Below are 24035 nucleotides of genomic sequence, written 5' to 3'. Positions count from 1 at the left end.
TGAAAAGATCATAACAACTTGAAATTGAAAATAGCGGTAATAAACTAAAAATTAGTAATAATTTTTTAAAAATTTTGCTGCCTCCCTTTTTTGATCGCGTTCTTTAATCAAATTACGTTTATCGAGTTTTGTTTTTCCTTTTGCAAGTGCAATCTCGAGTTTAATTTTTCGATTTTTCTGGCCAATAAAAAGTGGGATAATTGCTAGTTTTCTTGTAATTTTTTCTTTTAGAATTTTTTTGAGTTCGTGTTTGTGCATTAAAAGTTTACGACTTCGATCAGTTTGACCACGCGAACCTTTATATTCGCTAATTTTTGCATTCGAAAGAAAAAGTTCATGACCTTTAAAATAACAAAAAGCACCAACAAGCGAAATGTTTTTTGCTTGAATTGACTTAACCTCTCAACCAAATAGAACAATTCCGGCAGTAAATCTATCAATAATTTCATAGTCAAAATTGGCGCGCTTATTTTTTATTAAAATTTCCATTTTTAAACCTAAAATAATATTATAATTATAACCTAATAGTAATTTATTTTATATCTAATTTATACAATTTTATAAAAAAAGGGACTAAAATGTCAAAAAAAGTAAAAAATCAAGAAAATAATGCAAAAAGTTTAGATTTATTACCTTTTTTAGAACAAGTTGATAGGGAAAAAGGGCTAAATCAAGAACAAATTTTATTTTCACAAACAACTTTTGGTCAAAATAGCTTACCAAAAGTTGGCGAAAAAAGCTTGTTTTTTCGGATTTTAAATCAGTTAAAAGAACCGCTTACCCTTGTTTTAATTTTTGTAATTATTATCTCGATTTTGATTAGTCTAATTTTTGAATCTGATCTGCCTTTTTGATCAAAAATAATTTCTTATCTTGAGCCTGTAATTATCGGAATTATTATCACAATTAATGTATTTTTTTCACTTATCCAAGAGGCAAAATCAAAAAAAGCAATCAAAGCGCTTTCAGATCTTAACTCACCAGTTTCGACAATAATTCGTCAGGGTAAAAAAATAAGCCTGAATTCTAAGGATATTTTAGTAGGCGATATTCTCGAAGTTAGCGCTGGCGATCTCATAAGTGGCGATGGTTATATACTTGAAATGAAGGATTTTGCAGTCTCTGAATCAATTCTAACCGGCGAGTCAACCTCGGTATATAAAGAAAAAATGACAAACTGAGATAATCAGGATTGCCAAGTTTTTAGTGGCTCAAGTGTCCTAAGTGGAAATGCAAAAATTTTAGTATCTGCTATTGGTGCAAAAACAAAATTAGGAAAAATCGCCGACCTTGTCCAAAAAACAGAAGAAGCTAGCTCACCTTTACAGAAAAAAATTCAAAAATTTATTAAAATTATCACTTTTATTGCAGCTTTTTTAGCGATTTTTTTCTTTTTTGTTTATATTTTTCTAATAGCTTCTGGTGATTTTAGCCATTTTAAAGAAGGAATTATAGTCTCGCTTTCGCTTGCAATTGGATTTATTCCCGAAGGACTTGTCCCACTTGTAAGCATAAATTTAATTATTGGAATAAAAAAATTAGCAAAAAATAATGCAATTGTCAAAGATTTAAAGACAATTGAAACTCTTGGAGCAGTCTCGATTGTCTGTTCTGATAAAACAGGGACAATTACCGAAAATAAAATGGAAATAACTGATATTTTCTATTACCAAATTGAGCAAAAAACTTTTTGAAAACAGGCAGTTTTAAATACAAGTGCCTATAGTTTTTTTCAAGGAGATATTGAAAAATTTCTTGGTGACCCTGAAGAGATCCTAATTTTAAAAACGGCAAAAAACTTTGAAATTGAAAAAGAAAAATTAGAAAAAGAATATAAATTCCTTGATAAAATTCCTTTTAGTTCAAAGCGGAAATTTTCAGCAATTTTTTATGAATTTAACAAGAAAAAGTTTCTTTTTATAAAGGGCGCGCCTGAAATTATTTTTAAAATGGCTGATAATCTTGAGCAAAATTTAAATGAAAAACTTCTAAAAATGCAAAAATTAGGTTACCGAATTTTTGCATTTGGTTATCTCGAAATTAGTAATAGTCAAAATTTTGATTCAAATTTAGAAAAATATCTTAAAAATATTAAAATTTCGGGCCTCATTGGTTTCCAAGACCCACCCCGAAAAAAAATAAAATCAATTATTAACTCACTTACAAAATCGCAAATTTCGACAGTGATGATAACAGGTGATAATTTTCATACTGGGTTTGCAATTGCAAAAAATGTCGGAATTATTAAAGATAATTCCTATTTTGTTGATGCATCAAATTGGAAAAAAGACAACTTTTGACAAGAAAATGTCGAAAAATTTCACCTTTATTCACGATCTCAACCAGAGGATAAACTAGAAATTATCAGCGCCCTACAAGCAAAAAAACAAGTTGTGGCAATGCTCGGTGATGGAGTAAACGATGCGCCTTCGCTTAAAAAAGCTGATGTTGGTTTTGCAATGGGAATAACAGGTTCACAGGTATCAAAACAGGTAGCAAATGTTATTCTTGCCGATGATAATTTTAAAACTCTTTATTTGGCTATCAAAACAGGACGAAATATTATTCGAAATATTAAGCAAATTTTTGCGTTTTTACTAATTGCTAATTTTACGATGCTTTTATCGGTGATTTTTGCTACTTTAATTTTCAGGGAACAAATTTTTTCAAGTCTGCAAATTCTTTGAATTAACGTTGTCTCGGAAACTTTTGGTGGGATAGCTTTAGGACTTACAAACATTGTAACAAATGTAATGAATAAAAATTTTCTAGAGGAAAATCAACAACTTTTTAATAAAAAGTTGTTATTAAAAATTGGTTTTTGGGCAATTTTTATTACTTTTTTAGGTCTTTTTAGTTTTTGGATTACAAAATCTTCAGTAATTTCTTTTATAATTATCAGCTTAAATCTTGGAAGTCTTTCTTATATTTTAGCTACAAACAAGCCAATTATTAGGTATAATTTTTCTGATTTAAAATTTTTACATCTTGGATTTAGTGTAAGCTTTTTATCAATTTTATTAGTATGTTTAACTCCTGGACTAAACGCCGTTTTTTCGCCAAAAGATTTTGTTTTTTCTAATTTGATAATACTGAAAAATAACAATCATTATTTTCTACTTTTTTTAATCCCAGCCGCAATTTTCCTTGATCAGATTTGAAAAATTTTTATTTCCTGACAAAAAAAACGCTAAAAACCCTGATTTTTTCAGCAATCAAGTTGAATTTTTTCTTCATCAAATTGACTTGGATCTTCAATTCTAAATAAAATATAAACCATCGCTCGTTTAATTCGGGAATTTGTATATCTTCGGGAATTAACAGCATTTAAAAATTTTTCAAAATTTGGCTCATTAATATGTTTTTTAAATAAATTTTCAATCCCTTCGCTAATTAGTCAAATTTTTGCTAAATTTTCAGGGGAAGTTTCACGGACTATTTTTTGAAATTCAGGGTATAAATTTGCCAAAGAACAAACCGGGTGTATAAATTTCATCGGCGAAAATCGCGAAATTGACTTATTTTCGTTAACAAGTTGGCGTAAATAAGTTGCTGATGCAATGTTTGGCTCAGGATTTTTCAGGCTAAATTCTTCACTTCTTTTTAAAGTATAAGCGCGAATTGGGTAATTATTTGCAACTATTTGCTTGATATATTCAAAGCCAAGAATGTCATTTGGAAAAACAATTTTTTGACCACTTATTTCTTCTAAAGCAAATGCTGATGCTTTTGGAAAGGAATAACCTAATTTAAGGGCATATTTTAAAAATGCATTATAGGCTTCTTGATTTTGATTTCATAAATTTGCAAGTTTATATAAATTTTCTACATCATTTGATTCGGATCCAAAAATAATTTTATCAATTTTATGCTGATTAACAATTTTTATTGCGCCTTTTGCAAAAATATGAGCGGCCTGAGTTGCATACTCAAAAGGGAGTTTAATTATAAAATCAGCCCCATATTTAAGTGCTATTTTACTTTTTGTTTTAAAATCTGCAAGGGAAATTTCACCTCTTTGGGTGAAATTTCCACTTAAAATTATATAAATTTTATCATTAGGGAAATTTTTTTTTGTATATTCAAGTTGATAAATATGCCCATTATGAAACGGGTTATATTCAGCGATTATTGCAATTGCCATAGTCTAAACTTTCTTCTATTGTGATTCGAAAAAATAAAAAAACAACGTAATTTATAGTATTTTTTTAATTTAAGTTTTTTTAGAATTTTTAATTAAATCAAAAAATTGTACCTCGTTAATGATTTTTATCCCGGCTTTCTTAGCCTTTTCTATCTTTGAACCCGCAGATTGGCCTAGCAATAAAAAATCAGTTTTTTTTGTAAGTGATTCATGAAAAGAAGCGCCTGATTCCTCAATAATTCTAACATATTCATCGCGTGGCTTGCTCAATTTTCCCGAAATTGCAAAACTAGCTCAGGAATTTGACTGATTAGTTAAAAAAGTAGTTTTAAAATTAAACCCAACAGTTTCAAGACAATTTAATTGCTCAGAATTTTTTTGATTATTAAAATAATCGATTAGAGATTCAATAATAACAGGGCCAAAATCATGCTGATTTTTAAGTAAATTAAAGTCTAAATTTCTCAATTCTGAAAGATTACTTGCATAACGTGAAAGAATTTTTGCTGCTTTTAGACCCACATTTCGTATGCCCAAACCAAAAATTAGTCTATAAAAATCAATATTTTTTGCTCTCTCGACCTCATTTAATAGCTTCATAATTGACTTAATCTGCATTGACTGAGAAGCATTTTGCTTGGTAAGTAGTTGATTTTTATTAGATAATCTTTCATAGATTAATTCGAGTTTATCTTTTAGATAGAAAATATCGCAAGCCGAAGAAATCAAACCTTTTTCAAGGAATTTTTCAATTCTTTTTTGGGCTAAGGACTCAATATTTAAAGCATTTTTTGAACAAAAATGCACTATTTTTTGCAAAATAATTTCAGGACAAAATTGATTTTGACAAAACTGATCAAGTCCAGATTCACTATTGACTAATTCTGAATTACATTTTGGACAATTTTTTACTATTGAAAAATTAGTTTTTGGATAATTATGAACGCTACCAATGATTTGTGGGATTATTTCGCCGGCTTTTTTTATATAAACTTCTGTATTTAAATTCAATTTTAAATTTTCAATATAAGAATAATTTGGTAAAATTGCTGATGAAATTTTACTTCCAGCCAGTGTTACTGGCTCAATTTTTGCATTATAAGTAACTTTTCCTGTTCTTCCAATTGTTGCAAAAATCGCTAAAAGCTTAGTTTTTGCAATATCGTCTTCGAATTTAAAAGCAATTGCGCTATGAGGAAATTTAGAAGTTGAGCCTAATTTTTCATAGATAGAAAATTCATTAACTTTAACTACAACACCATCAATATTATAATTTAGGAAATCTCTTTTTTGCTTTATTATGCTAATAAAATTAAAAACATCTTTTAAATCAGAGCACTTTTTTTGGAAAGGATTTACTTGAAAACCTAAGTTTCTTAGAAAATTAATGCTATCAAATTGGGAATTTATCTTATGTTTTTCAGGGTTTACTAAAGTATAAAAAAAACTTTTTAAATATCTAAAATCGGATTCTTCTTCAAGAAATTTAATACTTTTTGCATCAATTTTTGGCTTGTGATTTTTATAACGGCGCAGAATTCCGCTTGCAGCATTACGGGGGTTTTTAAATTTTTTTGTCTCAAGTTGTAAACTTGCAAATGTGGAATTATCAATATAAATTTCCCCACGGACTTCTAAATCTTCAAGATAATTAATTTTTTTCGGAATAAATTCATCATTAATTTTAAGTGCATTAACTAAAACATTTTCCCCAAAAACTCCATCGCCGCGTGTTAATGCCTTAATCAAATTGCCATTTTGGTAAAAAAGTGATAGGGCAATCCCATCAATTTTAGGCTCAACAAAAAATGTAACTGTTTTAAGAATTTCGCTAGCTTTTTTTGCTCATTTTTCCAATTCCTCATTTGAATAAGCCTTATTAAGCGATAACATCGGACTTGAATGAGCAACTTTTTCAAATTTTGAGGTAATTTTTGATCCAACTTTTTGACTTGGTGATTGATTTAGTTCTTCAAGACTAAATAAGAAAAAATTTTCGCGTTCTAATTTTTCTAGTTCTCTTAAAGTTTTATCATATACTAAATCATCGACAAGTGGGTTCTGTAATTGGTAATAATGGTGATTTCATTTTTCAATTTTTTCTCTTAGTTCAATAATTTTCGCGCGAATTTGACTGTTTTTTTTCATAATTTAAATTTTTTGATTAGTGTATAATCATCATTTTGGCAGATGCGAAATTGGAATTATATTTAATTCCATTAAAACTGTTAAAATAATTAAACTAATAAAAATTAGGGCAAATAAATAATCCATTTTATTAAAAACTAGCCTGCGATAACGACTTCTTTTTGCATAAACATCGTAATTTCTTACATCCATTGCATTTGAAAGATCTTCAGCTCGAGAAAACGCTAATACAAAAAGTGGGATTATCAAGGTAATTAATGACTTAACTTTATCCTTAATTTTTCCGTGTTTAAAATCAACTCCGCGTGAAGACTGTGCTTTCATAATTCGGGTTGCTTCTAATAACAAAGTAGGAATAAACCGGATTGCAATTGAAATAATCATTGCGATAATGTGTGTGGGAATAAATAAAAGTTTTAAAGGCAGAATTAAGTCCTCGATTGCCCTAGTTAATAAAAATGGTTTGGTTGAATAGGTCAGAATTGTTGTTGAAATTATCATTGCATAAATTCGGATCGCCAAAACAAATGAGCGAATTATGCTAACAGTGCCAATTGAGAACTTAAGATTTGAAAACAAAACAGTCGGCTTTACTAAATATCAGGAAATAAAATCATTTGTCTGTTGTTCATTTAGACCCAAAACCCGGTATTGTGGCGCTTTATCTGGTGCGGTTATCCCTAAAATTATGTTAATATTTTTCTGGTCAATAATAAATCCATAAATTATAATCATTATCAGAAAAATTATTAAAGGCAGTTTCATCAAGGTAAAAATTTGCTTTATTTTTTTGGTAGTAATATAAAAAAATACTAATGCTGCAAAAAGCAAGATTAAAATTGTAATTAGATGACTTGTAACAAAAAAAAGTACCGCAAAAAGGATGTTAAAAGCAATTTTTAGCCGCGGGTCCATTTTATGAATGATTGTATTTTGAGCTACATATTTTGCAACACTAATCTGCATTTGTTTCCTTTTGAATTAGCATATTAATTTCACTGATTAACTCAGATACTGATCTAACATTAGAAATTGGATAACCAATTTTGATTAATTTTTCGCGAAAATTGAGTAAATTAGTTGGTAACATCTTATTTTCAATTAAAAATTTATTATTTGCTAAAATTGAATAAGTATCACCATCATAAATAATTCTACCATCTTTAAAAAAAATACAACGTTTTGTTCATTCTAAAACACTATCAAGATCATGAGTTGCCAGAATGATTGTCTTGCCCTTTTTATATAAAGTATCAAGAATTTCAAGCATTTTTAGCGTTCCTTGGGGATCAAGTCCGGCCGTGGGTTCATCAAAAAAAATAATATCAGGATCCATTGCTAAAATTCCGGCAATTGCAACTCGGCGTTTCTGGCCACCTGAAAGTTCAAAAGGTGATTTTTGTAAAAAACTTTGATCAAGACCAACTAATTCAATTATTTCTGCGGCAATTTTTTTTGCCTCATTTTTTGGAGTTCCCATTGAAACAGCCCCAAATATGATGTCTTTTTCAATTGTTTGCTCAAAAAGCTGATATTCAGCAAACTGAAAAACGACGCCCACACGCCGACGAATTTCATTAATAAATTTTAGTTTTTTTCTAAAAAAACGCGGTTTTTGAACAACTAATTTTTTTTCTTGATTTTTTGAATCAAAATAGAGATACTCAATTTCGCCTTGATCTGGTAGCAAAAGTGCATTCATATGCTGAATAAAAGTTGTTTTTCCTGAACCAGTTTGGCCAATAATTGCAATAAACTCGCCCTGATTTATTTCAGTAGTTACTTTATCAAGGGCTTTTAATTCTGATGGTAATTTTTGATCATAAATTTTTACGATGTTTTTTGCTTTAATTTTCATAGTTGCTCTAGCAATTCATTTTCGTCATAAGTTGGACTAACTAATTTAAGTGCGCTGGAAATTTTATAGATAAATGGGGAGTCAATTTTCGCTTTTTCGATGATATTTTTATCATTTAAAATTAATTTTGGATCCCCCTGAGCGATAATTCCCCCATTTGCAAAAACAATAATTTCATCAGCTAAAATTGCTTCATTCATATTGTGGGTGATTGAAATTAAAGTTTTTGTTTTATCTTTTCTTAGATCATCAAGAATTTTAACAACATCATATTTACCTCTGGGATCAAGCATTGAAGTTATTTCATCAAAAATTATAATCTCAGGATTTAGTGCTAAAACTGATGCAATTGCTACTTTTTGCTTTTGGCCCCCAGATAAAAATTGTGGCTCACGGTCTAAATATGACTCCATTTGCACTTTTGCAGCTAAATTTGCGATTATTTGACTCATTTTTTTTGGATCCTCATTAATGTTTTCCAAACTGAAAGCGATGTCATCTTCAACCGTTGCCCCAACAAATTGATTATCTGGGTTTTGAAAAATTATACCAATTTTTTTCCTAATTTTCGTTAAATTTTCCTTATTTAGTAAAACTCCATCAACTTCAATACTACCTTTTTGAGGTTTAAAAATTCCTGAAAGAATCTTAGAAAACGTTGATTTTCCTGAACCATTATGCCCTAGAATTGCATAATATTTACCTTTTTCAAAAACAACATTAATATTTTTCAGCACAAGCTGGTCCATGTTGTTTGTATAACTAAAGCAAACATCGGAAACTTTTATCATTAATTACCTTTTTTTTTTTTTTTTTTTTACTATTTATTAGGATCAAAAATAGCTACAAAAGGTCAATTACGATATTTATCCTGATAATCAAGACCATATCCAACAAGAAAAGCATCCGGAACTACAAAGCCAGAAACATCTGCTTGAATATCGTATTTTCTTTTTACCTTTTTATCAAAAAGAGTAATAACCCTTAAGGATTTTGGGTTTTTTAATTTTAAATGATCCCTAATTTTTGATAATGTTATCCCTGAATCAAGAATGTCATCAATTAAAATTACATCTTTATTTTGGATTTGAATATCAATATCTGTAATAACTTTTAATTCACCAGTTGATTCTGACCCACCAAAATATGATTTTGCAATCACAAAATCAACCATTGAATCCACATCTACACTCTGAATTAATTCAGTTAAAAAAATTAGCGAACCTTTAAGCACACCTATAAAAACAATTTCATTAGAATCTTTATAAGTTTCATTTATCCACTTCCCGATTTCAGCAATTCTCGCTTTAATTTGATCACGGTTATAGAGAATTTGACTTATATGTTTATTAATCATTTTTTAACACCTCAAATATTTTTAACTTTTAATTATACATTATTTTTAGAAAATTTTTGATATTTATTTTTCTTTTTTTTTATCTGCAAATCCTTCTCATTTTTTAGCCGCAAAACCATTGTAAATTCGCCTTTTAATGAGTCTTTTAGCTGATTAATTATAGAAATTGGTGTGCCAAAAAAATATTTTTGGTGTAATTTTGTCATCTCCTTTACCAAAAATATTTCAATATTATCACCATAAATTTCTTTAATTACTTCCAGAATATTAATTAATTTATGCGGTGAAATATAAAAAATATAACTAAAATTTGGCTTAAAAATAGTTATTTGCTTAATTATTTGTTGTTTTCGTGAATTAAAAAAACCCATAAAAATCAGAGGTGAATCAAAACCGGAAAGGACAAAAGCAGAAACAAATGCGCAAGGTCCTGGCAAAAAATCAACATCAATTTCATTTTTATGTGCTCAGTTTATTAAAAATTGCCCTGGATCACTAACTAAGGGAGAACCTGCATCTGAAATTAATAAGACCTTCTTTCCCGAAAAAATTAACGGCGAAATTTTTGAAATAACAGAATTTTCGTTAAATTTATGATAAGAAATAAGTTTTTTATCATAAATTTCTAAAAAATTTAATAATTTTCGCGAAACCCGTGAATCCTCGCATAAAATTAGTTCGGCTTCACGTAAGGCCTCAATTCCGCGGAGACTGATGTCCTTTAAATTTCCAATTGGGGTGGCTAAAACAGTAATTTTTGCTGACATTTTTTATAAAATAATGTTCAACCGTACTAAAAATGCGGATTTTTGAACATTAAAATTTTCGTTCTGATCTAAGGTAGTTAAAAATTTGTGTGAGGACTGCATTACTTTAGTTATTTTTTTGAAATTTTCTGGCATAAATGTTTCTTTTCTTGAATTTTTTGAATTTTTTTTCGGTTTATTCAAAAAAATTGATTTAGAATAAAAAATTAACATTTTAACCAAAATCAGCGCATTTTCTTTTGTTAAAATGTTATTCAGAAAAATTAAAAATTCAAATTTTTTTTTAGCCAGATTATTAAATAAGGACTCAAATTTTACCAAATCATTTTCACTAATTTTCGCAATTGAAGTAATTGCAGTTTCAAAATTTGAAAAAATTTTTGCATAAACCGAATTGTATGGCGTTTTTTTCCACTGATCTAATTTTTTTTTAAGATCTTTTTGGCGGTCAAATTCAGTAAATCAAAAAACTTGACAACGCGAAACAATTGTTGGAATAACTAAATTTTGTGACTTGGCAATTAATAAAAAATAAGTTGACTTTGGTGGATCTTCAAGAATTTTCAAAAGCGAATTTAACAAGGATATATGTGTTTTTTCAATATTTTTTAGGATGAAAATTTTTGACTGAGAATCTGCAAAAGTGCTAAAATATAATTTATTAATATCTTCAAGAAATTCTTGCTTTGAAAGATTTTTATCGAAAATATCATATAGGAAAATTTCGTATTTATGTTCAAAAATTTCAAGAAACTCGTTAATTTTACTATCTAATAAGTTAGGATAATTTGAAATTAGTAAAATGGCATGAGGAATTTTACCGTTTTTATCAAGATTATAAAGAAAACTACTTCAATTATTTTGGTCAGCTTGCATAATATTTCTCAAAAAAATCAATTATGAGGTCTAAAACTTCATCATAAGTACCATTTCCATCAATTTTAAAAAAATTTTTATTTTTTTTAGCCAAAAATTCATAACCATTAATCACCTTTTCATAGAATTCAACACCTCTATTCTCCAGGCGATCACGATTATGATCGCGAAAAATGCCCATTCTTTCAAAGGCTTTTGAAATTTTAATATCTAAAAAAATTGTCAAATCAGGAAAAGTATTCTCAGATATCAAACTATTTAAACTAGTAACTAAATCAATATCAAGACCATTTCCAAAACCTTGATAGGCAATCGAGGAATCAATATAGCGATCACAAAGAACAATTTTTCCTGCTTTTAGTGCGGGCCAAATTAGTCTTTCTAGATGAATTCGTCTTGCGGTTGCAAATAAAAGCATTTCTACATAAGGGCTGATTTGATTATTCTTACTTAGTAAAAATTCACGGATCTGCAGCGCCTCTTTTAAATTTTTGCCTCCTGGTTCAAAAGTAGTAACAATCTCTTTTTCGGGAAATTTGATTTTTAAATACTTTGCAAATAAGTCCATCACGGTTGATTTTCCGCTTGCATCAATTCCTTCAAAACTAATAAACATATTTATTTTTCCATTTCTTGTCGATTTTTAAGCGCTTGATCTAAGGTGATATTATCGATATAATCAATTATTGCTCCAAATGGAATTCCAGTTGCAAGCCGAGTAATTTTAAGGCCGGATAAAAACTCGTGTTTTGCGAGATAATTTGCAAAAATCAGTCCCTCCATTGTCGAAGATAAACCAAGAATTATCTCACTTTTATTAGCGGCTAAATCAGCTAATTTTTTAATTTGGGCATTATGATTTTCTAAATTTTTAATATCATATTTACCAAAAACAAAATATTGACCATCATATTTTCCATATTCTTCAAATTTAGCAATCATTTCGGTATTTTCAACTACTAAAATTTTAAAAGACCGTTGGAAATCAAGGCATATTTCACAAACTGGATTAGTATTTAAATACCCACATTTTTCACAATATTGTGTGTTTTTTTTTAAATCATAAATTGCTCTAACAAAATTTTCAATTTTTTCAATTGGAACATCAACCAAAAAAGACAAAATTCGCATTGCTTGTTTTTTGGAAATTCCCGGGATTTTTCTTAGATCCTCAGCAAGATTTTTAAATGTTTCTTTGATCATAATTAAACTTGATTTGGATAATCGCTTATTTTTTCGTTTTCTTCTTTAATTTTCAATAATGCTTGATTTAATGTAATTGATAGTAAATCTTCTAATGTTTCAATATCGTCTTTATCTACTAAAATTGGTGAAATTTTTATTTTTTTTAGTTCAAAATCACCGGTAATTGTTAATGAAATTCCTTGATTTTCAAAGTCAAAGTCCATTTTTGCAAGTGCATTTTTTTTAACTTTTTGATCTTTTTGGATTTTTTGTGCTTGTTTTAATAATTTTTGAAAATTCATAATTGGTCCTTTCGATAATTTTAAAAATTACAAAATAAATTATATAAATTTATTAGAAATTTTACTTATCAAACAAAAGTTTTTCCAAATCCTCCTTTGAAATAGTCGTTTTTTTGGGGATTTCAAAAGGTTTTGCAACAATTCGTTTGCCCTCATTCCGCATTTTGGTAGGCAAAATTTTAGCTTTATTAATAAGGTTTTTGCTTGCAACTAATGGATGCATTTCCACGTTAAAAATTTGTAATAATAACTCATTGACTTGATATTTTTCCTTTATAGTTTCAATTAATAAATCTTCATATTCATCACGAGCGGCCATAAAAAAAACAAAATTTGCACCTAATGAGAGAATTTTAGCATATTTTAACACGCTAACAATTTCCATAAATTCAACATTATACTCGAAAAGTGGCAAATTTTTTCTTCAATTTTGAACTAAATTTTCATATTCCACCTGATTTTGACTACGAAAATTTTTACCTAATCATATAAAATTCAAAACTTCTTCAGCACTCAAATAGTCTTTTGAACCAATTTTTTTTAAAAATTTACTAGAATTATTACCAAAATTTGTATCTAAATTTATTAAATTAGTATCCTTGTTATTAAAGGATTGGGCAAAATTTGTCTTATCTTCTGATAAATTAGCCGAAATATCACTAAAATCAGACACAGAATTTATATTTTCATCAATTTTATTACCATTTTCAGGCATAAAAGAATTAGAAAAATCAATTTCACCATCAAATTCACCGTTATTTTTCAGATTTTGATTTTCAATTTTTTTATGATTTTCAGTTTCAATAAATGGATTACCTATTTGTCCAAATTGGTTAAATTCAGTTGTTGATTTGGAAAAAACCTCTGTTTTTAAAGGTGGTCTTTCCAAATTTTGTTCTAATTTTCGATTAAAAATTGATGAATAATTTTTATTTTGCTTTGTTTGCATATCTTCTTCTAAATTTTTTAGATCCAATTTTCCTAACTTTTCAAGCCGATCCTCAATTTTATAAAAATTAGTAGGGCTAGACTTAATCTCACTAACTTTCTCAGTAATTTTTTCGGGGATATCACTTTTATCGACTTTATTTTCTTCTAATTTTTTAAATTTAATATTATTTTGATCACTAATTTCTAAATTACTTAGCGATAATATGCGCATAATAAAAATTTCAAGAGTTAAATTTTGGAAATCAGCAAAATTTATATCTTTTAGACTTGAAAATGCAATTTCTAAAAATTTAAAAGCAAAATCCTGGCTTATTTTTAGATTTTCTAAATCAAAATTGCTATAAAATTCAAGTAGTTCATTTGTTTTGGTTGACTTTCAAATAATTCATTCTTTTACAAGGTTAATTAATGATTCTAAAAATAATTGGAAATTTTTACTTTGAAATGAAATTTGTTCTAAAATTTCATAAGAAATTTTAGAATCAGCTAAAAATAAGGCATTAACAAAATTGACAAGAATTTCCTTATTTACTAGACCAAAAAGTTCATTAATATTTTTTTGATTAACATACCCTGACCCAAATGTTGCTACTTGCTCTAGAATTGAAATTGCATCGCGAAGACTACCTTGACTTAATAAAAAGACTGATTTTAAAGCATTTTTTTCGTATTTTATTTTTTCTTTTTCAAGAATAAATTCTAATCGGTGACAAATTTCGTCTTCTTTTAGCGCTAGAAAATTATACCTTTGGACACGGGAGAGAATTGTTAAAGGAATTTTGTGGACTTCTGTTGTTGCTAGAATAAAAATCATATGTTTTGGTGGTTCTTCTAAGGTTTTTAAAAAAGCATTAAAAGCAGAAGTTGAAAGCATATGAACTTCATCTAAAATATAAATTTTATAGGGGCTAATTTGGGGAAAATTGATTGAATTTTCGATAATTTCTCTAATTTCCTTCACGCCATTATGCGATGCGGCATCCATTTCAATAATATCAAGTGAATTATTAAAATTTTTAATGCAGTTTTGACAAGGTTCAATTAAATCCGTTTTGTGGGTGCAATTTATAGCGTTTGCAAAAATTTTTGCAACAGTTGTCTTTCCAGTGCCATGAGGTCCTGAAAAAAGGTAGGCATGAAAAAAATTACCTGATTTGATGATATTTTTTAAACTTTCAAGCAAAAATTTTTGACCGACAATATCAGAAAATTTTTTTGGCCGATATTTCCGATAGAAAGCAATATAATCTTTTCTTATTTCCACAAGAACCCTTTCAAAATTATAAAATAAATTTAATTATAAATAAAATTAATTCTTTAATAGTTTATAATTATAAATTATAATAAAATAAAAACATTAATTTTATAAATAAAAGGAAAAATTATGTCAACCTCATTTTTAAAGGAAAAAAATCAAGAAGCTAAAAAATGTAGTAAAAATTGAAAATTATCCTTTGAATTCCGAGTTCTAAACTACCATTTTCGGCAATTAGAAATCGCAGTTAAGAGTGTAGATGATAAATTAGAATATAATTCGAACTATTTTTTCTGGTTTGTAGAAGATTTAATCTTTTTTTTGACAAAAAGTGGATATGCTTTACGCTGGGATTATGAAAAAGTGCAAATTTTTAATTTAGAAAATTTGCGACTAGGCGAAAATCTAGCCGATTTTAAATCAAAATTTAAACTAATTACGACTTTTAATTTAGAATATAACTAAAATTTTGGAGATAATTATGAAAATTTATACAACAAAAAATACAAGCCCGTTTTATACACTAGTCTGTGAAGAAATTATTCTAAAAGATGAAGAAAACCAAGAGGATATTCTTTACTTCTACCAACATAAAAATGCGATAATTATTGGAAAAAATCAAAATATTTACGAAGAAATTAAACTCGAGGAAGTTGAAGAGGAAAATATTGAAATCTACCGTCGGCTTTCAGGGGGTGGGGCGGTCTATCATGATCTAGGTAATATAAATTTTTCCTTTATTAGTCAAAAGCAAAATCATAATTATCAAAAATTTCTATCACCAATTATCGAATTTTTTCGATCCTTAGGGCTAAAAGCTGAATTTAAGGGACGAAATGATTTAATTGTCAATGGCGCAAAAGTTTCAGGTAATGCCCAGATAATTTTTAAAAATAAAATTGTTCATCATGGAACAATTTTATTTAATGCTAATTTAGCAAAATTAGCACAAGTTTTAAAGCCAAGTCGACTAAAAATTGAATCAAAAGGAATTAAATCTGTCCGCCAACGAGTAACAAACATTCTCTATGAAATGGAAGAGCAAATTGATGATAATGAATTTATTTACCGTTTAATTTCATTTTTTGAAAAAAAATATCAAACAAAATCAGTTGATGTTGAAAATCATTTTGATATAGGAATTTCAAATACTGAAAAATTCAAGGAAATAAGTCAATTACGAGAATCAAAAAACTGAATTTTTGGAACCAACCCATTTTTTAGTTATGAAAATATCAAACGAACAAGTGCCGGAATTTTGAAGGTCTTAGCAAATATTGAAAAAAATATAATTATAAAAATTAAGTTTGAAGGTGATTTTTTATCACAAAGGCCAATTGAAGAAATAGAAGAAATTTTGGAAAATAAAGAATTTGACCGTGATAGTCTTGAAAGAGAACTAGAAAAAATTCATAATTTAAATGAGTATTTTGGTCAAATTCTGCCTTATGAAATTTTAGATACAATTTTTGGAGTTTAAATGGTAGTAAATCGAAAAATTAAAATTGACAATGAAGAAATTTTCTACTTTTTAGAAGATAATAATCGACCAAAAGTACTTTTTCTCCATGGTTTTAACTCAAGCCATAATTTTACTTTTCAACTTCGGCAAAACAAAAAACGCAAATATGATATTGTTGCCTTTGATTTTCCAGGCTGTGGTAAAAGTAGTAATAATCAAAAAATTAGTGTTGAAAATTACCAAAAAATTGCTGTAAATTTTATAAAAACACTTGATTTAAAAGTAAAAATTGTTGTAGCCCACTCACTTGGGGCCGCGATTGGACTGCATATTCTAAAAGAAAATCTTGTCGAAAAAGCAATTTTAGCCGGACCTTTAAACCCGTTTATTTTTGATTCAAGCTTTAAAAAACAAATGGAAAGATTAGGCTTCTGACTTCTACCACGAAATTTATATGAGGCAAAAGAAACAGTTACAAATTTATTTTATAAGGATAAACCTAATTCTGAGGCTAGTTTATTTAAAAGTGCGATTGCTTTTTTCAAACTTGTTGAGGAAAAAAAGGAACTTTTTTCAGATATGGTTTTTGATCAAATTCTTAATTTAGATTGACACAAAAATGTGCTTTTACCGCTTTATGAGCAAAAAAATGAATATTTTTTAATCGGGGCTGAAATGGATAAATTTGTCCCGTTAAGAAGTGTTGAAAAAGTTGGAGCTACTTTTGGCAAAAAGGTGGTAAAATTTGAAAAAACTGGCCATGCAATTTTTTATGAAAAAAGTGACCTAATTAATGCTGAAATTGAAAAAATACTATAAATTTAAAGATAAAATCCATTTCTAATTTTTTGAGCTAACTCTTTTGATCCCAGCTTTTCAATTACAACGAAAGCAAAATCTGCCGAACTTGCTGCATTTCTTGCCGAAATATAATTGCGGTCAATAGTTACTAACGAATCTTGTCTTAGTCTAATTTTGGAATTATGTTGGTTTGGATATGAACTAAATTGATAATTTTCTGCTAATTTTAGTTCAAAAATTGCATTTGGTGCATCACAAATGGCAAAAATATGTTTGTTTTGCGCAAAAAACTCGCTCACAAGTTGAATTGATTTTGAATCCTTGCGGAATAATTGGGCCGCAAAACCCCCCGGAATAAAAACAGCATCAAAGTCATCTGATTTCCAGTGATTATGTGCTTGAATTGATACAACTCCGAATTGACCTATTACTAATTTATTTTTAGGGTTAAAAAATTCAATATCTGTAAAAATTTCTGCTTTTTTAATCAGGGAAATAAAAGTTGTAAGTTCAATATCCTGGAATTTATCAAGCAAAATAACTAATAATTTTTTCATTATTCTTCCTTTAAACTTAAAATAAATAAATAAATAAATTTTAAATTCTTTTCTGTAATTTAAAAATTTATTTATGATATAATGTCCTTTAATTTTGTAAAATAAGAGCTAATTAGCGAAAATAAGGTTCTAAAACTTTTGGCACCGTTCAGGAACCATCTAAATTTTGATATTGCTCTAATAAAATTGCGACTAGACGATCAATTGCCAAGCCAGAACCATTAATTGTGTGTGCATAATGGTTATTTTTACCATCACGATAACGAATTTTTGCTCTTCTTGCTTGAAAATCGCCGCAATAACTAATTGATGATACTTCTCGATAGGTATTTTCTGAAGGCAGTCAGGCTTCAAGATCAACTGTTTTTTTTGATGAAAATCCTAAATCATAAGTTGATAAAACTACAACACGAAATGGGATTTCCAGTAATTTTAAAATTCGCGAAGCATCCTTTACTACATTTTCAAATTCAGTTAAACCATCTGCTTCTTTTGTGATTTTTACTAGTTCAACCTTATGAAATTCATGAAGGCGAATTAGTCCTTTTGTGTCTCTGCCTCCGCTTCCAGCCTCGGAACGATAACATTTACTATAACCAACAAGTGAAATTGGTTTTGCTAAATCAATTATTTCTTCACGAAAATAATTAGTCAACGGAACCTCAGCAGTCGGAATTAGCCAGCGATTTGGATCCTTTAATGGGTATAAATCATTATGAAATTTCGGAAGTTGGCCAGTACCATAAAGTGATTCCGAGAGAATTAAAGTATTTGGGATAATTTCCTGATAATCGTTTGCAATATGAGTATCAATCATAAAATTAATCAAGGACCTTACTAATTTAGCTCCAAGATTTTTATAAATTACAAAGCGATTACCGGAAATTTTTACTGCTCGCTTAAAGTCTAAAATTTTATTAGAAATCCCGAATTCATAATGTGGTTTACATTTTTGATCAAATTTTTTTGGAATTCCTCAATGTGAAATTACTTGATTATCAAGTTCTGAAGTCCCAAAAGGCACTGAATCATCGGGTAAATTTGGAATTTCTAAAATTTTTTGATTTAATCAAGTATCAAGCTGATATCATTCAGCTTCAAGGGTTTCGATCTCAGTTTTTATTTTACTAACTTGGCTTTTAAGAAAACTTGAATCCTTTTCTTGTCTTGAAAAAGCTCCAATTTCTTTACTAATTAAGTTTTTTTTTGCTAATAAGGCATCAATTTTCTGACGTAAAATATTTCTTTTTTGACCTTTTATATATAATTCGTTAATTATTGAAATATCAAAACCGCGGGTCGCGAGTTTTTTTTCAACAAAGGATTTATTATTCAAAATTAAACGAATATTCATAATTTAGACTATTATTTTAAGTTATAAAAAACTTCCCTACCAATATAATCGGCTTTTGCATAAGAATTTAGATATTCCTCGATTACTAAAAGTCGGTTATACTTTGCAATCCGATCCGTTCTGGAAAGTGAACCTGTTTTAATTTGTCCTGAAGATACTGCAACCGCAAGATCGGCGATTGTTGTATCCTCAGATTCTCCTGAACGATGGGAAATTACAGCGGTCATCCCAGATTTTTGTGCTAAATGAATTGCATCAAGTGTTTCACTTAAGGTTCCTATTTGGTTTAATTTGATTAAAATTGAATTAATTGCTTTTAAATTTATAGCTTTTTTGAGGATTTCTACATTTGTAACAGTTAAATCATCGCCGACAATCTGGTGATTATTACCATATTTTTGATTAAAGGCGATAAAACCCTGTCAATCAGATTCAGCAAATCCATCTTCTATTGAAATTATTGGATATTTTGCTAAAAGTTGACCATAATAATTAAGTAATTCCTCTGAATTAAATTCAAATTTTTCATCTAAATCTGCTTGGTTTTTATTTAAAGAGGCAGACTTTAGTTTCTTAAAGACATATTTTTGCCCATTATAAAATTCAGAAGCAGCTGCATCAATTGCAATTGCAACAGCATTTTCCCCTTTAAATCCGGGATTAAATCCGGATTCCTTGATCGCATCAACTAAAAAATCAAGCGCTTGTTCGTGGGAATTAAAGTTAGGGGCAAACCCTCCTTCATCGCCTACTTGCGTTTCAAAACCTGATTTTTTAAGAAGTTTTGCTAAATTATGAAAAACTTTATTTGCCGCTTGTAATGCCTCTTTAAAAGTTCTAAAACCAAGTGGCATTATCATAAACTCTTGAAAATCAAGTGTATTTGAGGCATGTTCGCCCCCATTTATAACATTAAGCATCGGAACTGGCATTAAAGTCGGATTGGTTCCTCCTAAATAACGGAAAAGTGGCATTCTTAATTCGTTTGCCGCAGCTTTTGCAACTGCAAGTGAAACCCCTAAAATTGCATTAGCACCTAATTTTTCTTTATTTGGAGTCCCGTCTAATTCAATCATTTTTTGATCGATTAATCTTTGATTTTTACAACAAAGCCCAATAATTTCCGGTGCTATTATATTATTTACATTATCCACAGCGGTCATTACGCCTTTTTGACCATATCAATTATCTGCATATTTTGTATTTGTATCACGTAATTCAAGCGCTTCTCGGGAACCAGTCGATGCTCCTGATGGAACAATTGCTGAACCAAATCCACCTGCTAGAGTATAAACATCAACTTGAATTGTTGGATTTCCGCGGGAATCTAAAATTTCGCGAGCAAAAACTTTAGTAATTTTTGACATAATAACCTCTCTATTTTATTTTTTATTCATTCAAATCTTAAATTAATACTAAAAAACTTAGAATGTAAAAAATTATACCATAATTTAAAAATTAAATTATTTTTTTTATTAAAGTTTCTTATGAAAAATAAGTATGATAAATACAGGGTAATTTTAAATAAGACTTAAACTTAAGTTTAAATAATTTCTTTTATTTGATTTCAAAAAAAAGACATAAAAAAACTTTTTATGTTAAAAGTTTTTTTTATTAAATAAAAACTAAATTTTCTTAATTTATAAATGAAAGGAAGGGAAATGAAGAGCAGTCTAATTTACTATGCCATTAAATATAAAGGAGATTATAAATTAATCCAGAATGCTATCCAAACAAAAGAGGAAATAACAAAAGAAGAATTTTTAAAACTTCAAGAAAAACTTGATTCAGGAAAAATAAAAGCAATTACAATATTAGATGAAAACTATCCTGAAGCCTTTCAAGTACTAAAAAATCCGCCTTATGTTCTATTTTATCAAGGTAAAATTGAATTTCTTGAAAATAAAAATCCAAAAAGCGCGCTTATTGGCGAAAAATATAATAGTAAAATTCAGGAATTTTTTAACAAATCATTAGATCAAATTATCAAGCGTCATATTTTAGTTACAAACGGTTATAAAGGTGTTGAGCAAAAAATAATGGAATATTACCGATTATATGAAGCACCTATTATCGCTGTTTCGGCAAATGGGATAAAAAATCCATGACCTTTTGAGAATTTTCAGGATTATAAAAATATTTTAATTATCTCTGAATATCCAACAGGATGCAATGTTAATAAAAAAAGATTAATTGAAAGGAACCGTTTAATTGCAGCGCTTGCTAATTTTTTAGTTGTCTATTCAATTCGGAAATCAGGTGGATCACAAAATTTAGTTAACTATTTTCTTGATTTTGGTAAGGAAATTTATTGCTTTTTTGATAAAAATGATGAAGATCAACTCGATTATACAGGTTGTTCTGATCTAATTTATCAAGGCGCAAATTGAATTACCGAAATAAAAGATGTCTATTATGAGAGTCAAACTAGAGGAGAATAATGTATATTTTAAGTTTATTTGAGGATGTCCAAGTGGGTGCAGAGCTATCAACATTAGCTACCACTTTACAAAAATGAATAAAATATCTAACACAGATCGGAATGCCGATTGCTGCTGGGATACTTGTTGCATCCGTAGTTTTTTTTGCAACAATGTTAGCAATTTCACATGATGTTGAAAAACGAGATAAATGAAAAAAAGCCCTAATTTGGTCTTCAATCGGCTTTATAATCATTTTAGTTGCCCTTGGACTTTCAACGGTAATAATCTCAGTTGCTAGCTCGGCGGCTTCAGGGGCAAAAGGCTAATGTTTGGCTGACTTTTTAGTGGTCTAGTCAGTTTAATTACTTACCCTTTTTTTACACTAGGTTGATATTTACTAGTTTATCTGCCTTTATCAGTTATTGCGTTTTTTAATTTTATTTTTGATCAAATCGGAATTAATGTTATTGTAAATGCAATTTTTCAAAAGAAAAGTTTTGCTTTTGAAAATTTACCAGTTGGCTTTTGAATTTTTGCCATCACATCGGTTTCAATGGGATTTATCGTTTTTATTCTACGATATATTAAATTTTTAATAATTCGAAAAAGGTCAGCTGATAGTGAAATAATTGCAATGGGAAGAGTTGGTTTTGGTTCCTTTGCTTTTATTTTCCTTTTTCCAATCATTTTTTTTGCCTTACTTATTACAATTCAGTCAACACTTTTTTTAATTAATCAACACATTCGCGGCGATCAAAATTTAATTACTGTGATGCTAAAATCAGCAAGCGATAAAATTCCTGAAGAAGAAATAAAATGAATCTCAGAAAATTATGGTTCCCCTAGTTATTCAACTTTTTCCGGAATGGAATCCGGTGAGGCGATTAGTTTGATTATCACACTTTCGGCTTCCTCACTTGTTATTGCATACATTTTAGGGATAAGTTTTATTTCTTGGTTTACCTCATCGGCTCAACTTTTTATGAATTTTTTGACAATGCCTGTCTGAGCAATGACAAGTATCTGGGATGATGGCCGCAGACTAAAGACTTGAACTAAAAATTTTCTAGGACAGTTTGCAATAATTATTGTCTACCAAATTAGTTTTAATTTGTTTCTAATTTGGGTTGGATCAACATACCAAATTGCAGACTTAATTGATCTAAGTCAAGTAACTAGTTCGCAAATTTTTCGATTTTTAATCAGAATTTCTTTTATTATCGGTGGTGGTTTGGCAATCGCTGCCTTTACCCGCCAAATTGCCTCACAATTTGGTCAAGAAGGAGCAGTTGATCACCAACAAAGACTTGCTTCATCAACATTAAAGGTTGGAGCAGTTGGAATTGCCGGAGCTGCCGGTGTTTTAGGATTTCTAAATAAAAATGGTAAAAATGATAAACTTGATGTTAGTGGTTTGTTTGAAAAAAATAAAAATAAAAATCCATTCAATGTTGTTGATAACTCGCTTGCCCCGGGTAATTCAAAATTAACAAATTGGCGAGGACCATCAATAATGGGGGCTTTATCAACACTTGCTACCGGTTCAGCAATGGGATATCAGGGCGTAAAATATGCTAAAAAAAAGTATGAACAATTCAAAAATTGGCGAGCAAAAAGAGCCTTAGATCCTAATCACAAAAACGGTCCAACGAAACTTTTTATCGACAAGATTGGTCGATTTTTTAGAAAAAATAAAAAATCTGATAGTTCTAATAGTGAGACTGAAGAAGAGGGAAGAGTGAAAAATAAACCAAAAACAGCAAAAAATAGTAAATCTGGGCAAAATATCACTGAAAATTCCAACGAAAAAAATAACTCTGTGGAGACAAAATTGGAAAATAGTGGCCAAAACAGTGCTGAAGTGGAGCAAATAAACGAAGAAAACCAAGAAAAATTGGAAGAAGTGGGTGTAGTTAATAATGAAAAATCTGAAAAAACAAAGGAAAATAGCCTTAAAAATACATCTGAAACACAAATTTTAGACCAAAAAGAAGATTTAGAAACTAATGAAATAGTTGAAGAAGCTGAAAAATCGGCTGAAAAAACAATTACTACAACTGAATTATCAACTGAGAAAACTGAAAAATTAGAAGAAAACGCGGTTGTAGAACCAAAAAAACAAGGATTTTGAGAATGATTTTGAGGCAAATTACCTGAAGAGGAAAAGAAAACTAAACGAAAACCTCGCACAAAAGTGGTGGAAACTAGTGAAAAACCAACAAAAAAGATGACTAAAAAAGTTAAAAAAACTCCAAAAGTAGAACTAGAAAAAAGACCAAAAAAAGAAAAAAAGGTTAAAACAGTTGAAGAAAAAGAGAAAAAACCACGTGGAAAAAAGAAAAAAGTGACCGAAAATCAACTAGATTCGACTACAAATAATCAAAAAACTGTAAATCAAACAGAAAAAATAGAACTAAAAAATCAGGATAATAACATTGATATAAAGAAGGCTGAAAATAATCAAGAAAATATTGAATCAGAAATTAAAGAAATTAACGACCTTGAAAAACAAATTAAACCTGAAAATGACAATATGAAATCAGAAATTATTGATGATAAAAAAGATAAATAATGCAAAAAAATAGCTAAAAAACG

Annotated in this window: 23 protein-coding genes; 7 read left to right on the top strand and 16 right to left on the bottom strand. The window is 28.7% G+C overall.

The window, feature by feature from the left end:
* Positions 1-51: 51 nt before the first annotated feature.
* Positions 52-489, bottom strand: a complete 438-nt coding sequence (gene smpB, locus MHJ_RS01410) for an SsrA-binding protein SmpB (RefSeq protein WP_011284040.1) — start codon at positions 487-489, stop codon at positions 52-54.
* 89 nt (positions 490-578) lie between these two features.
* On the opposite strand from smpB, the gene MHJ_RS01405 reads away from it, so the two are divergent.
* The gene (locus tag MHJ_RS01405) at positions 579-3194 is read left to right on the top strand and encodes a cation-translocating P-type ATPase (protein ID WP_044284617.1); all 2616 of its coding nucleotides are present in this window, start codon (positions 579-581) and stop codon (positions 3192-3194) included.
* Here MHJ_RS01405 and MHJ_RS01400 read toward each other — a convergent pair.
* The 12 genes from MHJ_RS01400 to dnaX form a co-directional block, all read right to left on the bottom strand.
* On the bottom strand, positions 3191-4144 hold the full coding sequence (locus tag MHJ_RS01400; protein WP_011284038.1) for a nucleotidyltransferase: 954 nt from the start codon (positions 4142-4144) through the stop codon (positions 3191-3193). The two genes, MHJ_RS01405 and MHJ_RS01400, sit on opposite strands and share 4 nt — an antisense overlap.
* Before the next feature lie 69 nt (positions 4145-4213).
* On the bottom strand, positions 4214-6292 hold the full coding sequence (gene ligA, locus MHJ_RS01395; RefSeq protein ID WP_044284616.1) for an NAD-dependent DNA ligase LigA: 2079 nt from the start codon (positions 6290-6292) through the stop codon (positions 4214-4216).
* Positions 6293-6295: 3 nt separating this feature from the next.
* On the bottom strand, positions 6296-7258 hold the full coding sequence (locus MHJ_RS01390) for an energy-coupling factor transporter transmembrane component T family protein (protein WP_011205952.1): 963 nt from the start codon (positions 7256-7258) through the stop codon (positions 6296-6298).
* The gene (locus MHJ_RS01385; RefSeq protein ID WP_011205953.1) at positions 7248-8150 is read right to left on the bottom strand and encodes an ATP-binding cassette domain-containing protein; all 903 of its coding nucleotides are present in this window, start codon (positions 8148-8150) and stop codon (positions 7248-7250) included. The genes MHJ_RS01390 and MHJ_RS01385 overlap by 11 nt, the downstream gene beginning before the upstream one ends.
* The gene (locus tag MHJ_RS01380; protein ID WP_011284036.1) at positions 8123-8941 is read right to left on the bottom strand and encodes an energy-coupling factor transporter ATPase; all 819 of its coding nucleotides are present in this window, start codon (positions 8939-8941) and stop codon (positions 8123-8125) included. The genes MHJ_RS01385 and MHJ_RS01380 overlap by 28 nt, the downstream gene beginning before the upstream one ends.
* A gap of 29 nt (positions 8942-8970) precedes the next feature.
* Entirely contained in the window at positions 8971-9507 is a 537-nt protein-coding gene (gene hpt / locus MHJ_RS01375; RefSeq protein WP_011205955.1) for a hypoxanthine phosphoribosyltransferase, read from the bottom strand.
* Positions 9508-9539: 32 nt separating this feature from the next.
* A complete protein-coding gene (rsmI, locus tag MHJ_RS01370; RefSeq protein WP_011205956.1) occupies positions 9540-10274 on the bottom strand; it encodes a 16S rRNA (cytidine(1402)-2'-O)-methyltransferase in 735 nt (244 codons plus the stop codon).
* Positions 10275-10277: 3 nt separating this feature from the next.
* On the bottom strand, positions 10278-11150 hold the full coding sequence (locus MHJ_RS01365; protein WP_044284743.1) for a DNA polymerase III subunit delta': 873 nt from the start codon (positions 11148-11150) through the stop codon (positions 10278-10280).
* The gene (gene tmk, locus MHJ_RS01360) at positions 11131-11766 is read right to left on the bottom strand and encodes a dTMP kinase (protein WP_011205958.1); all 636 of its coding nucleotides are present in this window, start codon (positions 11764-11766) and stop codon (positions 11131-11133) included. The genes MHJ_RS01365 and tmk overlap by 20 nt, the downstream gene beginning before the upstream one ends.
* Positions 11767-11768: 2 nt before the next feature.
* A complete protein-coding gene (locus MHJ_RS01355; RefSeq protein WP_011284032.1) occupies positions 11769-12353 on the bottom strand; it encodes a toprim domain-containing protein in 585 nt (194 codons plus the stop codon).
* Positions 12354-12355: 2 nt separating this feature from the next.
* Positions 12356-12637: a YbaB/EbfC family nucleoid-associated protein gene (locus MHJ_RS01350; protein WP_020835642.1), complete on the bottom strand. Its 282-nt coding sequence runs from the start codon at positions 12635-12637 to the stop codon at positions 12356-12358.
* A gap of 61 nt (positions 12638-12698) precedes the next feature.
* Complete coding sequence (dnaX, locus tag MHJ_RS01345; RefSeq protein WP_044284615.1) at positions 12699-14852, bottom strand: DNA polymerase III subunit gamma/tau; 2154 nt, start codon at positions 14850-14852, stop codon at positions 12699-12701.
* 120 nt (positions 14853-14972) lie between these two features.
* Here dnaX and MHJ_RS01340 point away from each other — a divergent pair, with 120 nt between their 5' ends.
* The 3 genes from MHJ_RS01340 to MHJ_RS01330 are packed head-to-tail and all read left to right on the top strand — an operon-like array spanning position 14973 to position 17124.
* Entirely contained in the window at positions 14973-15308 is a 336-nt protein-coding gene (locus MHJ_RS01340; RefSeq protein WP_011205962.1) for a hypothetical protein, read from the top strand.
* Between the two features lie 16 nt (positions 15309-15324).
* Positions 15325-16323, top strand: a complete 999-nt coding sequence (locus MHJ_RS01335; protein ID WP_044284614.1) for a lipoate--protein ligase — start codon at positions 15325-15327, stop codon at positions 16321-16323.
* Positions 16324-17124: an alpha/beta fold hydrolase gene (locus MHJ_RS01330; RefSeq protein ID WP_011284027.1), complete on the top strand. Its 801-nt coding sequence runs from the start codon at positions 16324-16326 to the stop codon at positions 17122-17124.
* A 2-nt stretch (positions 17125-17126) separates the two neighbouring features.
* On the opposite strand, the gene MHJ_RS01325 is transcribed toward MHJ_RS01330, so the two are convergent.
* The 3 genes from MHJ_RS01325 to eno all read right to left on the bottom strand — a co-directional run bounded on the left by MHJ_RS01325 (position 17127) and on the right by eno (position 20384).
* Positions 17127-17663 carry a DJ-1/PfpI family protein gene (locus tag MHJ_RS01325; protein WP_011205965.1) on the bottom strand — a complete coding sequence of 179 codons (537 nt, stop codon included), beginning with the start codon at positions 17661-17663 and terminating at the stop codon, positions 17127-17129.
* A 112-nt stretch (positions 17664-17775) separates the two neighbouring features.
* On the bottom strand, positions 17776-19017 hold the full coding sequence (gene serS, locus MHJ_RS01320) for a serine--tRNA ligase (protein ID WP_011205966.1): 1242 nt from the start codon (positions 19015-19017) through the stop codon (positions 17776-17778).
* 11 nt (positions 19018-19028) lie between these two features.
* Positions 19029-20384 (bottom strand): phosphopyruvate hydratase, encoded by a 1356-nt coding sequence (gene eno, locus MHJ_RS01315; RefSeq protein ID WP_011284024.1) that lies wholly within the window; start codon positions 20382-20384, stop codon positions 19029-19031.
* Positions 20385-20678: 294 nt separating this feature from the next.
* Here eno and MHJ_RS01310 point away from each other — a divergent pair, with 294 nt between their 5' ends.
* Genes MHJ_RS01310 through MHJ_RS01300 form a run of 3 tightly spaced genes read left to right on the top strand, consistent with a single transcriptional unit; the run spans position 20679 to position 24012 of the window.
* On the top strand, positions 20679-21458 hold the full coding sequence (locus tag MHJ_RS01310; RefSeq protein WP_011284023.1) for a DNA-processing protein DprA: 780 nt from the start codon (positions 20679-20681) through the stop codon (positions 21456-21458).
* Positions 21458-21766: an Mbov_0395 family pilin-like conjugal transfer protein gene (locus tag MHJ_RS01305; RefSeq protein WP_011205969.1), complete on the top strand. Its 309-nt coding sequence runs from the start codon at positions 21458-21460 to the stop codon at positions 21764-21766. The genes MHJ_RS01310 and MHJ_RS01305 overlap by 1 nt, the downstream gene beginning before the upstream one ends.
* A complete protein-coding gene (locus MHJ_RS01300) occupies positions 21766-24012 on the top strand; it encodes an Mbov_0396 family ICE element transmembrane protein (RefSeq protein WP_011284022.1) in 2247 nt (748 codons plus the stop codon). The genes MHJ_RS01305 and MHJ_RS01300 overlap by 1 nt, the downstream gene beginning before the upstream one ends.
* The last annotated feature ends 23 nt before the right edge of the window (positions 24013-24035 follow it).

The sequence above is a fragment of the Mesomycoplasma hyopneumoniae J genome (assembly GCF_000008205.1).
Classification (GTDB): Bacteria; Bacillota_I; Bacilli_A; order Mycoplasmatales; family Metamycoplasmataceae; genus Mesomycoplasma; species Mesomycoplasma hyopneumoniae.
Note: the sequence above shows the minus strand (reverse complement) of the source record. Positions and strands in the feature narration are given on the sequence as shown.